The sequence below is a fragment of the Robertmurraya phoenicis genome (genome assembly GCF_047302285.1).
Lineage (GTDB): Bacteria > Bacillota > Bacilli > Bacillales > Cytobacillaceae > Robertmurraya.
In genome coordinates this window covers 3227631-3241243 of the sequence record NZ_CP154845.1, presented here as the reverse complement: position 1 = coordinate 3241243, position 13613 = coordinate 3227631, and the positions used below count along the sequence as shown (strand labels likewise).

General features: G+C 37.2%; 10 protein-coding genes. 9 read left to right on the top strand and 1 reads right to left on the bottom strand.

Going from position 1 to position 13613, the window contains the following annotated elements:
* Positions 1-102: 102 nt before the first annotated feature.
* Complete coding sequence (locus AA0X71_RS16130) at positions 103-1332, top strand: NAD(P)/FAD-dependent oxidoreductase (RefSeq protein ID WP_413356331.1); 1230 nt, start codon at positions 103-105, stop codon at positions 1330-1332.
* A 51-nt stretch (positions 1333-1383) separates the two neighbouring features.
* On the opposite strand, the gene AA0X71_RS16125 is transcribed toward AA0X71_RS16130, so the two are convergent.
* Positions 1384-2667: an ATP-binding protein gene (locus AA0X71_RS16125; RefSeq protein ID WP_413356330.1), complete on the bottom strand. Its 1284-nt coding sequence runs from the start codon at positions 2665-2667 to the stop codon at positions 1384-1386.
* A 255-nt stretch (positions 2668-2922) separates the two neighbouring features.
* Here AA0X71_RS16125 and AA0X71_RS16120 point away from each other — a divergent pair, with 255 nt between their 5' ends.
* The 8 genes from AA0X71_RS16120 to AA0X71_RS16085 all read left to right on the top strand — a co-directional run bounded on the left by AA0X71_RS16120 (position 2923) and on the right by AA0X71_RS16085 (position 13583).
* Positions 2923-4026, top strand: coding sequence for an AbrB family transcriptional regulator (locus tag AA0X71_RS16120; RefSeq protein ID WP_413362629.1), 1104 nt, complete (start codon positions 2923-2925; stop codon positions 4024-4026).
* Between the two features lie 110 nt (positions 4027-4136).
* The gene (locus tag AA0X71_RS16115; RefSeq protein WP_413356329.1) at positions 4137-4910 is read left to right on the top strand and encodes an enoyl-CoA hydratase/isomerase family protein; all 774 of its coding nucleotides are present in this window, start codon (positions 4137-4139) and stop codon (positions 4908-4910) included.
* Between the two features lie 158 nt (positions 4911-5068).
* Positions 5069-6214 (top strand): acyl-CoA dehydrogenase family protein, encoded by a 1146-nt coding sequence (locus AA0X71_RS16110; RefSeq protein ID WP_413356328.1) that lies wholly within the window; start codon positions 5069-5071, stop codon positions 6212-6214.
* A 21-nt stretch (positions 6215-6235) separates the two neighbouring features.
* Positions 6236-8383: an acetate--CoA ligase family protein gene (locus AA0X71_RS16105; RefSeq protein WP_413356326.1), complete on the top strand. Its 2148-nt coding sequence runs from the start codon at positions 6236-6238 to the stop codon at positions 8381-8383.
* 71 nt (positions 8384-8454) lie between these two features.
* A complete protein-coding gene (locus tag AA0X71_RS16100; RefSeq protein ID WP_413356325.1) occupies positions 8455-9321 on the top strand; it encodes a 3-hydroxyacyl-CoA dehydrogenase family protein in 867 nt (288 codons plus the stop codon).
* A complete protein-coding gene (locus tag AA0X71_RS16095; RefSeq protein ID WP_413356323.1) occupies positions 9318-10511 on the top strand; it encodes a thiolase family protein in 1194 nt (397 codons plus the stop codon). The genes AA0X71_RS16100 and AA0X71_RS16095 overlap by 4 nt, the downstream gene beginning before the upstream one ends.
* A 211-nt stretch (positions 10512-10722) precedes the next feature.
* The gene (locus tag AA0X71_RS16090; RefSeq protein ID WP_413356321.1) at positions 10723-12609 is read left to right on the top strand and encodes a sigma 54-interacting transcriptional regulator; all 1887 of its coding nucleotides are present in this window, start codon (positions 10723-10725) and stop codon (positions 12607-12609) included.
* A gap of 215 nt (positions 12610-12824) precedes the next feature.
* A complete protein-coding gene (locus AA0X71_RS16085) occupies positions 12825-13583 on the top strand; it encodes an enoyl-CoA hydratase/isomerase family protein (protein WP_413356320.1) in 759 nt (252 codons plus the stop codon).
* Positions 13584-13613 lie beyond the last annotated feature (30 nt).

Genomic DNA, 13613 nt, shown 5'->3' with positions numbered 1-13613 from the left:
TTAATTTATGTGAAAATATTCACATTTAAAACATATATTTTTTGAGGATTTATGTGAAAAAATTCACAATACCAGAATTAAACAAAAAGGGAATGAAGTCGGATGAAAAAGCCAAAGGTAATTATTTTAGGAGCAGGCTATGGTGGTATTATTACGAGCAGAGAGCTAGAAAATACATTAAACAATGGTGAAGCAGAAGTTACTTTGATTAATAAACATGATTATCATTATATATCTACCCAGTTGCATAAGACAGGTGCTGGTACAGCGTTAGATGATAAAGTTGCCCTACACATCCCTGATTTACTGAAGAAAAATATCGTGAATTTTAAAAAGGGAATTGTCCATCACGTGGATTTCACCAACAAAACAGTGATTTTAGAAAATAATGAAACACTTGAATATGATTATCTATTGATTGCGCTTGGATTTGATGTAGATACATTTGGTATCCCTGGTGTGGAAGAAAATGCCTTTAAGATTCGTAGCTTTAGAAGTTCTAAAGCTATTCAACATCATATTCAGCATCAATTTGAGAAGTATGCTGAGGATAACGATTTATCTCATCTTACATTTATCGTGGCGGGAGCTGGTTTTACCGGAATTGAAATGGTTGGGGAGTTGATTGATCAACTGCCTAAGCTTTGTAAAAAGCATGGGATTCCTTTAGAGAATACGAGAATTGTAAACGTAGAAGCATCGGATAAAATATTACCGTTCTTTGATCAGAAACTCATTGACTTCACAACTTATTATTTGAAAAAGAATCGAGTTGAAGTGGTAACATCAACAAAGATTGTCGAGTGTACAAGTGATGCAGTAACGCTTGACAATGGTTATCAGGTACCCGCAAGGACGCTAATCTGGTCCGGTGGAGTAAGGGCTAATCGACTCTTGGAAAAATGGAATCTTAATCTCGTGAGAGGGAAAATTCCTGTGGACCAATACTTACGTGTAAAAGAACTCGATGGTGTTTTTTGTGTAGGAGACGCATCTTACTATGAGAATGAAGATCAAGCACCACTTGCTGCAACAGCTCAAGTGGCGATCCAACAAGCGCAAGTGTGTGGACCAAATCTAGCAGCTGCGATTCGCGGTCATTCCCTACAGCCATTCATGTATAGCCATAAAGGAACGGTTGCGTCAATTGGAAGCCGTGCAGCTGTCGGGAATGTTTTTGGAGTGAAAATAACCGGCCGTTTCGCTGCCTTTATGAAACAAGTGGTTGAAGCTCGATATTTATTGGTGCTTGGAGGACCATTGTTTATGGTAAAGGAACTGTTGAATTTAAAAGCGAAGAAGGGTTATGCTAAAACCGTTTCTTCAAGATAATAGATTAAGAGAGTCTCCTATTCGGAGGCTCTCTCATTTTAACTAAGATGTTTAGACCGGAATACTTACGATTTTCTCAGCCTTCTCCATTTTATTAAGAGGAAGTATAATGATAAAAGTTGTACCTAGACCAAGCTCACTTTCGACCGAAATAGTACCTTTTAATTGTTCAATGATTTGAAAGGAAATGGTTAAGCCGATTCCAGTTCCTTTATCTTTCGTTGAATAAAAAGGGGTACCAACTCGTGAAAGCTGTTCTTTTGTCATCCCTTCACCATTATCTGAAATCTTGATGATGACATGTCTATTATCTGAAAAAGCCGAAATGATAAGTCTACCACTTTGTTTCGTGGCTTCAATTCCGTTTTTAATGATATTGATAAATACTTGTTTGATCTCGTCAGCATTCCCTTTTATAAAGAGTGCAGGCTCTATAACAGAGTTGACTTCAATGTTTTGTATGTTTGTATAGGAGGTCATCAATTCAATCGTTTTTGATAATTCTTCACTAATATTTACGGGTCGAGATCCTTTATCATTCGGTTTCGCTAATGAAAGATAATCATTAATAATGTCTTGGGCCCGATTTAGTTCAGATAAAGAAATGTCAATATATGTACGTTGCTGTTCAGTGATATTTCGGTCTTTCCGCATCAACTGTAAAAATCCATTAATAGTAGTCATCGGGTTTCGAACCTCATGCGCGACAGATGCAGCAAGCTGGCTAATAATGTTTAGTTTTTCGGAACGTTGCAATTCCCGATGTAATTTAATTTGCTGTTTGAAATTTTCGATAAGAACAAAAACAAGCATTAAGGTAAACCATGTAATAAAGGAAAAAACGAACATCGTTAAAAGGTGTTCAAATTGTTTATTATGAATTAACGAATAACTCCGAGTAAGTGTAATAATCCAATAGATAATACTGATAGCCAGCAGACTTTTCTTTAAGGGAAGAGTTTTAAATTTTTTGCTTAAATAAAACAAAATAATTGTCATGATGGCATAGTTTAAAAGAGTAATGAATATATGAGAGTGACCTAATATTTGCAAATATAAAAGCATAATAATGATGGTCGCTATTCCTTGCCAAAGACCTAGATATAAAAAAGCAACTATGATCGGTATAATACGAAAATCATAAACAAACCCGTTCGCATAAGACACAGGGAACGAAATTGTTAATAGGAGAATCAACACAATTAATGCTAGTATCTTACTTTTATGTGTTCGCATTGTATAGATATTTTTGAGAATGGCCAAAAAGTAGTATAACAGAATGGGAAAAATCACAATTAATACATGGTATAGTATGTGACCAACGTTCTCAAGCAAAATATAAAATCCCCCCCCAAAAAAAAAACATACATGATCTCTTTTATCTCTTAATTTCTACAATAATAGATATAATCCTTCAAAGGTTCTGAAAATCTAACAAAATATCCTAAGATGTGCTTCTGACTTCCATATATAAAATAGGATAATAGTTATAGAAAGTATCTCTTGGTGGTAACATTTGTTTGTTTGCCATATACTAGGAAATGTAGTTCACTTTTGAGCATTAAAGAGGTGCATGATGTTTTGACGAAAATGATTGATCACACCATCCTATTTTTACTTATAAAGACGTCTGCAATTGCCATCGTTGGCGGGGCAATTGCCAACTTAATTCATCTTCCAATTCCATGGTTGCTTGGTTCCATGGCCGCTGTATTAATCGCTTCTAGTCTTGGACTCAAATTATATTGGCCTCAAAAAATCAGGGATTTCGGAATCATCATTGTCGGTTATTCTATTGGTCTATCATTTACGAAAGAGGCCATAAAGTTAATTATTGCACAGCTTCCATCGATATTTTTGAGCACAATCGTTGTAATTAGCTTTTGCGTAGGGTTAGCATTTATTATTTCGAAAGTAACGAAATTAGATTTTCCTTCCGTTTTGATCGGAAGTATTCCCGGGGGACTTTCGCAAATGCTCCTTTTAGGGGAAGAGATTAAGAATATTAATCTATCGATTGTCACATTTTTACAAGTGTCTAGACTAATCTTGATAATCATTTTTGTCCCGCTGTTTGTATTTAGTCCATTTGTGGCAAAAGAAGGGACTGTTGCTACAACCATTATTCATTCACCAACGGTACGCTGGAGCGATTTATTCCCAGATATACTAGTGTATATCCCGATCTTAATCCTCTCCATTTTTATCGCAAAAAAATTGAGGTTGCCTACCCCGTTCTTGGTAGGCCCCATTTTTGCAACAGCGGTTATTGGCTTATTTGGATATTTGGGTCCAACACTTCCATCGACCGTGTTGGATATTTCTCAATTGATGATTGGAGCTTATATAGGATTATTAATTCATCTTGAAGAAATTGAATACAAAATGAAAATGATAAGTGTAGCGATCAGTTCAGGCGTTCTATTATTACTCGGATCATGGGGGATGAGTTGGCTCCTTTCCCATATAAAAAATATTCCATTTTCCACAAGTACGCTTAGCCTTGCACCAGGTGGAATGGACCAAATGGGAATTATAGCAGCCGAAATTCATGCTGATCTCTCTATTGTTGCTGGCTATCAATTATTTCGCTTGTTCTTTATCTTTTTTGTTGTACCTCCTATTTTGCGGTGGTTTGTTTATTATTTTTATAAAAAGAACAATCTAGTGGTAACTCAGCATAGTGCGAAATAAACTTAATGATTATATGACCAAAACGGAACTAAAAAGGGTTCCGTTTTTTCGTGTTGGTACAAAATTTGCATATTGGGGTATGTGATGAAGAAGAGAGAGGGGTAATTAGAATGTACCAAAATATAATGACGGATATTGATGGGAAAATAGGCGTTATTAAAATCAATCGACCTGAAGTGAGAAATGCGCTCGATGCAACAACCTTGCAAGAAATTGGGCATGTACTAGAACTTTGGGAAAATGAGGAGTCTGTGCAAGTGATCGTCTTTACTGGAGAAGGAGATAAATCTTTTGCAGCAGGTGCCGATATAAAGCAACTAAAAGAGAGGAAGTCAAAAGATGCCTTACTTCCAGGAAATCAAGGCCTTGCTCAACAAATTGAAAATAGCAGCAAAGTAACGATTGCCGCAATAAACGGATATGCCCTGGGAGGAGGATGCGAGTTAGCCCTGGCTTGTGACATACGAATAGCAGTGGAGCATGCGAAAATTGGACTTCCGGAACTGAACTTATCGATTATTCCTGGAGCAGGGGGAACACAAAGATTAGCTAGAATTATTGGGAAAGGCAGGGCCGTGGAAATGATTTTAACTGGTGATATTATTTCTGCCCAGAAGGCGGAACGAATCGGTCTTGTTTCAACTGTTGTCCCAAAAGAAGATTTGTGGAATGCTGTACAGGAATTAACTTCAAAGATCGTAAAGAAGGGACCACTTGCATTAAAATTAGCTAAATTGGTGATTAATCAAGGATTTGATGCCGATTTGAAAACAGCTCTAATGCTGGAGAAGTTTGCCCAATCCATTTTGTTTAGCACGGAAGACAAACTCGAAGGTATAAATGCATTTCTGGAAAAAAGAGAAGCAAATTTTAAAGGGGAATAAAATGTAAAATATCAGAACGCTACTGTTCAAATAATAAACAGGGGAAATATATTGAATGAGAAAATCCTGATTTAGCCAATTTGAATATTGGCACACTTTATGCAAGAAATGAAAGTGTTTCCAAGATATAAAATGTATTAATGGGAGGAGAAATAAAAATGGACTTTAATCTTACTCAAGAACAACAGGAATTGCGGAAATGGGCGAGAAATTTCGCAAAAGAAAAATTCTCTGAAAAAGCATATACATGGGTGAAAAACGGAGAAGTTCCATGGGAAAATGCAAGAATTCTTTCGGAGTATGGACTAATGGGAATGACTCTATCTGAAGAGGATGGAGGGCAAGGTTTACCGTTAATCGATGCCATTATTGTCATGGAAGAAATTGCGAAGGTATGTCCAAACACGGCAGATATGTTTCAGGTGGGGAATTTTGGTGCGATTAGGCAGTTAGCTGCTTATGGAAGCAAAGAATTAAAGCAAAGAGTATTACCACAAATTCTCAAAGGAGATAAATTAATATCTGTTGCAATGTCTGAGCCTAATGCAGGTTCGGCGGTAACGGATTTAAGTACTAGAGCAAATATAGAGGGAGATAAGGTCATCATAAACGGGACAAAAGTCTTTAATACTCACGGTCCTCATAATTCCTACTATGTTGTCTGGGTGCGTTTCGGAGAAGGAGTTAAAACATCTGGTGCCATTTTAGTTGAAAGAGACTCACCAGGATTTACAGTTGGAAAAACAGAAACCCACATGAGTGGGGAAGAACATTGTGCCCTATATTTCGAAGATTGTGAGGTTCCAGTTGGAAATATCCTCGTGCCAGAGGATGGCTTTAGAAGATTGTTTACGATGTTCAATATTGAAAGAATGGGGAACACGGCTAGATCATTAGCACTTGCCCAATCTGCTTTTGATTTAGCAGTAGAACATGCGAAAGAAAGAAAGCAATTTGGTAAACCATTGGCTGAATTTCAAGGAATCCAGTGGAAAGTAGCGGAAATGAAAATGAAATTGGATGCTGGAAGACTATTGCTCTATCGTGCGGCCACAAATGCGGATAAAGGGGCTCCGAGTCCACTTGAATCATCGATGGCAAAGGCATATATCAATACGACAGCATTTGAAGTCGCCAATGAAGCCGTTCAAATCTTCGGTGGTTATGGGTATTCGACAGATTATCCACTAGAATACATTTTTAGAAGAGTAAGAGGATGGATGATTGCAGGTGGGACACCTGAAATGATGAAGAATAAAATAGCTGAAGAAGTATTCGGAATGAGATTTAGTCAAAGAAAATAATCAAGAGTAGGAGGAAACGAATTGGCTGAAAATAATACAATTATTCAATCGACAGTTGCTGATACTCAATCTCCTGCTAGTAAATTTTTAATGGAGTTTGAAGGGGCGGACCTGCTAAGAAAATTTGAGCTACCTGTAGCCAAATCAAAATTAGCAACCACCCAGGCAGAAGCAAAAGAATTTGCAGAAGCAATAGGTTATCCAGTAGTTCTAAAAGGAATGTCAACAGACATCATTCATAAAACAGAAGCAGGAATCGTTAAAATACCTATACAAAATGAGCAAGAATTAATAAAAGCATATGATGAAATAATTGAAAACGCTTTAAAGTATAATCGAGAAGCCAAATTAACTGGGATTCTGGTACAAGAGTTAGCAGCTAAGGGGATTGAATTACTTCTTGGAATAAAAAAAGATCCAACTTTTGGTCATCAACTTATTGTTGGACTTGGTGGAACTCTTGTAGAGATCATGAAGGATTTCTCAATGAGAATGATGCCCGTAACCGTTCAAGATATAAAAGATATGTTGAAGGAACTTAAAGGGTATCCGATTTTGGATGGTTACAGAGGAAAAAAAGGAATTAATAAGCAATTACTGTATTCCATTTGTTTATCTCTTAACGACCTCGTAGAATCAAAGCCTGAAATTGAAGAATTAGATTTAAATCCTGTTATTTTTAATGGGAATCATGCTGCTATTTGTGATGTGCGGATCTTAATGGGTGCGCCATCAGCAGGGGATCCGAAAGAGAGGGATTTATCCTATGTAGAACATATGATTAATCCTACTTCCATTGCTGTCATAGGTGCATCTACGAATGAGAAGAAAAATGGTGGAAGGCTTTTAAGATATATTATCGAAAATGGATATAAAGGGAAATTATATCCGATTAATCCTAGAGCTGATCAAATTATGGGTTACAAAGCCTTTTCAAGTCTATTAGATATACCTGGTGAAGTGGAACTAGCTTGTATTATCGTTGGGGCGAATCATGTTCCGAGTGTCATGGAGGAATGTGTTGCAAAAGGTGTTAAAGCAGCGATTATTTATTCATCCGGTTTTGCTGAGATCGGAGAAGATGGGAAAGTTCTCCAAGAAAAGATTCTATCTATTGCTAAGAAGGGCAATATTCGTGTCCTCGGTCCCAATTCAATTGGAATTGCCAGCCCAAGTCAAAATATTTATACAGCGTTTGGAGCGGCACTTGAATCAAATGTAAAGATTCCAGGGAATATTGGATTTGTCTCTCAAAGTGGTGCCATGGGAAGTGCATTGTTAAGCAGAGCATGGGAGCAAGGAGCGGGATTTAGTCGTTGGATAAGTGTAGCCAATGAAGCAGATTTATCAACAGCAGATTTTGTAGAAGTATTAGCAGCAGATGAATTAACAAAAGTCATTACCGTATTTATGGAAGGGCTAAAAAATCCAAAGGCATTCAAAAAAGCAATGACCAAAGCATTAAAAGCTGAAAAACCTGTTTTAGTTTATAAAACGGGGAGATCAAGCATTGGAAAGCGGGCTGTTCAATCTCATACAGGGTCTATTGCAGGTGATGACGCAGTCTATTCTGCAGCATTCAAAAAATTCGGTGCCTTGAGAATTCAGCGCTCAGATGAGATTATCGATGTCTCCCGTGCATTTACTGTACAGCCATTACCGAAGGGAAAAAGGATAGGTGTGATTACAGCATCTGGAGGAGCATGTAGCATTATTGCCGATTTATGTTCAGAACGCGGTTTAGACGTACCTGAACTAACCAATACGGCTGACAAAATCATAGAATTAATCCCCCCCTTTGGCTCAGCACAAAATCCTGTCGATGTTACTGCAGAAGTGATTGCGAAACCAGAAATGTTCAAAAAAGTAGTCGAAACTCTCATAGAAGATGAAGATATTGATGGTGTGATCGTCATGCTCACGACGAATGCTGACCCAGGGGCAACGATTATCGCTAATGCCTTAATCGACGTATTTAAAAATCATGATAAACCATTAGTAGTCGGCCGACTAGGGGCAGATATGATTGCTCCACAGGCGATGGCTTTATATAGCAAAGAAAATTTTCCCGTTTACTCTACTCCGGAAAGAGTTGTAAGTGTAATGGACTATCTTGTTAAATATAGTGAGATTTTAAAGACTCACCGTGCTTCTTCAAAATTGTTCTAAACAAAGGGAGCAAATTATATCTTATCAAAAAATGAAATGATCGATATAACATCGACAAGGGGGGGACAAAGATGTCAAATATTGCTGTAATTGGAGCAGGCGTAATGGGGCGTGGCATTGCCTACACAGCTGCATTAGCAGGGAATAATGTTTATTTACTAGATCTGCATGCAAACGTGCTAGACGATGCGCAAGCCTATATCCAAAAAGAGCTGGAAAAATCGGTAGGAAGAGGATATGTGAACCAAGAAATGGCAGATGAAACTCTGCGACGATTGTTTTTTGCCACAAATATAGAATCGGCAGCATCTGATGCAGATCTCGTTATTGAAGCAGTGATCGAAAAAATGGATGTGAAAATTAATGTTTTTAAGGAACTTGATCGAATTTGTCCACCCCATACCATTTTAGCAACCAACACTTCAACCATGAGCCCTACAGAAATTGGTGCACAAACCTCTCGGCCAGAAAAATGTGTGGCAATGCATTTTTTTAACCCTGCTCATAAAATGAAGCTCGTAGAAATTGTGAGGGGATTAGATACAACCGATGAAACGTATGAAAAAGTTAAAAACATTGCAGTAGGAATGAAAAAAGAAGTAGTTGAAGTCAACGAATTTCCTGGTTTTGTGACGAGTCGAATGAATTGCTTAATTGGAAATGAAGCAATGAATATGTTAATGGAGGGTGTCGCTTCAGTTGAGGACATCGATAAAGCTCTGAAGTTAGGATTAAATCATCCAATGGGTCCTTTAGAATTGGCTGATTTGGTTGGACTTGATTCTCGTCTTCGTAATATGGAATACCTTTATCAAACACTTGGTGAAAAATATCGGCCTTGCCCACTGCTAATAAAATATGTTAAGGCTGGAAGACTGGGGAGAAAATCAGGAAGAGGTTTTTATACGTATGAAGATGAAAAGGGGGGAGTTAAGTGAGAGATGTTGTCATCGTCGATTCCGTTCGTACCGCTATCGGAAAAATAGGCGGAAGTCTACAAGATGTTGAAGTGGACGTTTTAGCTGCAAAAGTAATCAATGGGGTTATTGACCGAACAGGTATTGAAAAGGAAAGCATTGAAGAAGTCATTTTGGGTCAAGGGAAGCAAAGTACGGATACACCCAACTTAGCAAGAGTAGCATCGCTAAGGGCAGGGCTTCCGGTTGAAATTCCTGCTTACACGGTTCATAGACAATGTGGTTCAGGTCTCCAAGCGATTAATAATTCAGTTCAGCAAATACAATGTGGACTTTCTGATTGTATTATTGCTGGAGGGGCGGAAAGTATGAGTACAGCTCCTTATTATATCCGCCATGGACGTTTTGGTTTTAAATCAGGGAATGGAGAAATTTTGGATCCAAATACAGAAAGTCAGCCCCGCTCTCAACCGATAGAACAGTACGGGCATTTAACCATGGGATATACAGCAGAAAATCTGGCTGAAATATACGATATTTCACGAGAAGAACAAGATGAATTTGCATTAAGAAGTCAACAACTTGCCCTTCGAGCGATTGAGAAAGGCATTTTTCAAAAGGAAATAGTTGATTACAAGATTATTAGAAAAAAAGAACAGAAGATCTTTAATACAGATGAACACCCGAGAAATACATCACTAGAGAAGCTTTCAAAACTTGCACCCGTATTTAAGAAAAACGGAACGGTAACGGCAGGAAATAGCAGTGGAAGAAACGATGGTGCAGCTGCACTTTTACTTATGTCTAGTGAGTCTGCAAAAAGGGCTGGGATGAAGCCGAAAGCAAAAGTCGTTGCTCAGGCGGTAGCTGGAGTTGCGCCAGATCAAATGGGAATCGGTCCTGTTCCTGCCACATTAAAAGCATTACAGATGGCAGGACTCATGTTAGATGATATTGGATTAATTGAATTAAACGAAGCGTTCTCAGCTCAATCACTTGCAGTCTTAAAGGAATGGAATATAGGTGTGGAAAAAGTAAATGTCAATGGTGGTGCAATTGCATTAGGACACCCAATTGGTGCTTCTGGGGCAATCCTTATGACTAAGCTTCTACATGAAATGGAGCGCCGAGGTGAAAAATATGGACTTGTTACCTTATGTATTGCGGGTGGTTTGGGAATAAGTACGATAGTGGAAAATTTATATGTTTAATGATGAAACCTTGTATGTGAAAATTCATGTACAAGGTTTTTAATTTGAATCATAATTTAAAATATTAAATTTTCTAATAATATGATAATATGTACAAGTATCTAGTTAGAAAAATGGACGTTGTGTTTTAAATTCTAACACCAACCTAGATTTACAACAATTTTTATATGAACATTCGTTCAGAGAACTGAAAAAAGAAAGGAGATTTTTGATGAATCCAAGGCTTATTATGACAGCTGGTTATCCAGAATTAGTTGAAATGATCCAAAAGGTTTCCTCTGATCTTCAAATTGAGGTGACGGTCATAGAAGGTATTTTGACTGAAGCGGCTCAAAAAGTAAAAGAAATGGTCGATTGCGGAAATTATGAAGTAGTGATTAGTAGAGCGGGAACGGCACGGGCTGTAAAGAGTATGGTAGATTTACCGGTTGTGAACCATGATTCAGATCAATTTGATATTTTGCAAGGTTTTATTCGCGCTAGACAATTGGGTAAGAGGGTTTGTTTTATTACGTATCCGGAAGAAGGCTTTCTGTTTGATTTTGACGAGATGATGAAGGTGATTGGTTTTGAGGTAACGATTTTACCCTATAATTCAGCTCAAGAACTAGAGGAGCAGATAAAAGTTGCAAAAGAAATGGGAATTGATGTGGTCTTAGGAGGAGGAATTCGTTCAGCTCAAATTGCTAAAAAGTATGGAATGAAGAGTATGTATTTGACCGCAAGTGAAAGAACGATAAAAAGGTCCCTGATTCTAGCCAATAAAGTAGCCCAGGACCGCATTCTACTGAAAGAAAAGGTTGTACGTCATAATGCGGTAATTAATGCATCTGAAGAGGGAATTCTTTTTATAAACCGAAATGGGGAAATTGAATCATGTAATCCTGCTGCAGAACAAATCCTAAATGTAAAGGCAGAGAATGTAGTTGGGAAGAATATGGAGCAAATTTCCGATATTCATTTACCAAGTTTTCTCCGTGAAAAAGACATTTATTTAAGTAGCGGGAATTTCACTCGGAAAAACATGAATATCACTTTTGAACCAGTTTTAGTTGAGGATAAGAGAATTGGAACCGTTATCACATTCCGTGAAGTTAGCAAAATACAAAAATTGGAGAATAAAATAAGAAGAGAACTTCATTTAAAAGGATTGGTTGCTAAATACTCTTTTTCTGATATTGTCCATCAGAGTAAAAAGATGAAAGATATTATTCAGTTGGCATCAGAGTATTCTGGAACGGATTCAACTGTCCTCATAATAGGAGAAAGTGGTACTGGGAAAGAGCTATTTGCACAAAGCATACATAATGCTAGTAAAAGAAAAGACGGACCATTTGTTGCTGTGAACTGTGCTGCATTACCTGAATCTATCTTAGAAAGCGAATTATTTGGGTATGCGGAGGGAGCTTTTACAGGTGCTAGTAAAGGTGGTAGACAAGGTTTATTTGAACTGGCTCACGGAGGAACGATTTTTCTAGATGAAATTGGTGAAATCCCTTCCCATATTCAAACGAGATTATTAAGAGTGTTACAAGAAAAAGTGGTCATGAGAATCGGAGGAGATCGGGTGACCCCCGTTGATATAAGAATTGTTGCGGCAACAAATCGAAAGTTATGGGATTTAGTAAAAGAAGAGAAGTTTCGACTTGATCTATATTTTAGATTGAGCGTCCTCCATCTTGAAATTCCTCCATTATTTCAACGAAGAGAGGATATCCCTTTATTAGTGAATGAATTTTTAAAAAAACAGGGAGCTACTTTTATGTTTGAAGAGCTTCCGGAGCAGCTACGTAACTTTTTTACTTCCTATCATTGGCCAGGGAATATTAGACAGTTAGAAAATATTATTGAAAGACTGTACTTAAGACAACAAAGCTTAAACTTTTCAGGCAAAGAATTTATTCATGAAATATTTATGGAAACAGAATCTGATAAGCAACAAACGAAGGATGGACTCGTTGTTAATTTAGGAACAATGGAAGAAATTGAGCAACAGGTCATTCAGAATATGTTAGAAAGATACAATCAAAATCGAACATTAGTAGCCGAGAAGCTTGGGATCAGTAGGACGACATTATGGAAAAAATTGAATGGATAAGATGGGAACAAGATGTTCAGATAATGAACGGCATTTTTAAATATGTTTAAAAATTGAACTATTATTTAATTTCACTTTGTAAAATGTGTTAAATTAATCGTATTTAAATATGACTGATGAATTGGCACACTTCTTGCTATAAAGTATTAAGAATAATTTTACGAATATTCGCAATATAATCTAAAATATTCCATTGTGCAAGGATGGTGAAATCAATGGAGAAAAGCGTCGAAATGACTCTTGAAAACGGAGTAGCCAGCATTTTCTTAAATGAACCGAATTCTTTAAATGCATTAAGTAAGAAATTAAAAGATGAATTAAAGGACGCATTAGATCTTATTGAACATGAACCAAGTGTTAAAGTGGTTATTTTTGCAGGGAAAGGAAGAGCGTTTTGTGCAGGTGGAGACGTCAAGACGATGCAGTCAGAATATGATCCGATGGAAGTAAAAAAAGGGATGGAAATATCTTCAAATATTATTGAGAGAATTCGTAATTTACGTAAAATAACCGTTTCGGCAGTACAAGGATATGCAGCAGGAGCTGGAATGAGTTTAGCGATTGCTTCTGATATCGTTGTTGCAGAAGAAAATGCCAAGTTCGTTCTATCCTTTAAAAATGTAGGCTTAATCCCTGATTTGGGACTTCATTATCATCTCCCGAGAATGGTCGGTGAATGGAAAGCGAAAGAGTGGATTTGGTCGGGGAAGAAATTGACTGCTCAAGAAGCGTATGAAATTGGTTTTGTTCATGAAGTGGTGACTGAAGGTTCGTTAATTAAAAAGGCTAATGAGATAGCAAATGAGTTAATGAATGGGCCAATTCAATCCTTTATTTTGTCAAAATTGCTTATCAATCGTTATCAAAATGCAAGTTTGACTGAAATATTAGAAAAAGAAATCGATACTCAAACGATTATCAAGGGTGGTAGTGAACATAAGGATGCTGTTAGAGCATTTTTTTCAAAAAAGTAGATAAAGCGTTTTCAAAGAGTTTTCTTTAAA

What these genes read in the sequence shown, in the direction of transcription:
- AA0X71_RS16130 (WP_413356331.1), top strand. Translation starts at nt 103, where the DNA reads ATGAAAAAGCCAAAGGTAATTATTTTAGGAGCAGGCTATGGTGGTATT.
- AA0X71_RS16120 (WP_413362629.1), top strand. Translation starts at nt 2,923, where the DNA reads ATGATTGATCACACCATCCTATTTTTACTTATAAAGACGTCTGCAATT.
- AA0X71_RS16115 (WP_413356329.1), top strand. Translation starts at nt 4,137, where the DNA reads ATGTACCAAAATATAATGACGGATATTGATGGGAAAATAGGCGTTATT.
- AA0X71_RS16110 (WP_413356328.1), top strand. Translation starts at nt 5,069, where the DNA reads ATGGACTTTAATCTTACTCAAGAACAACAGGAATTGCGGAAATGGGCG.
- AA0X71_RS16100 (WP_413356325.1), top strand. Translation starts at nt 8,455, where the DNA reads ATGTCAAATATTGCTGTAATTGGAGCAGGCGTAATGGGGCGTGGCATT.
- AA0X71_RS16090 (WP_413356321.1), top strand. Translation starts at nt 10,723, where the DNA reads ATGAATCCAAGGCTTATTATGACAGCTGGTTATCCAGAATTAGTTGAA.
- AA0X71_RS16085 (WP_413356320.1), top strand. Translation starts at nt 12,825, where the DNA reads ATGGAGAAAAGCGTCGAAATGACTCTTGAAAACGGAGTAGCCAGCATT.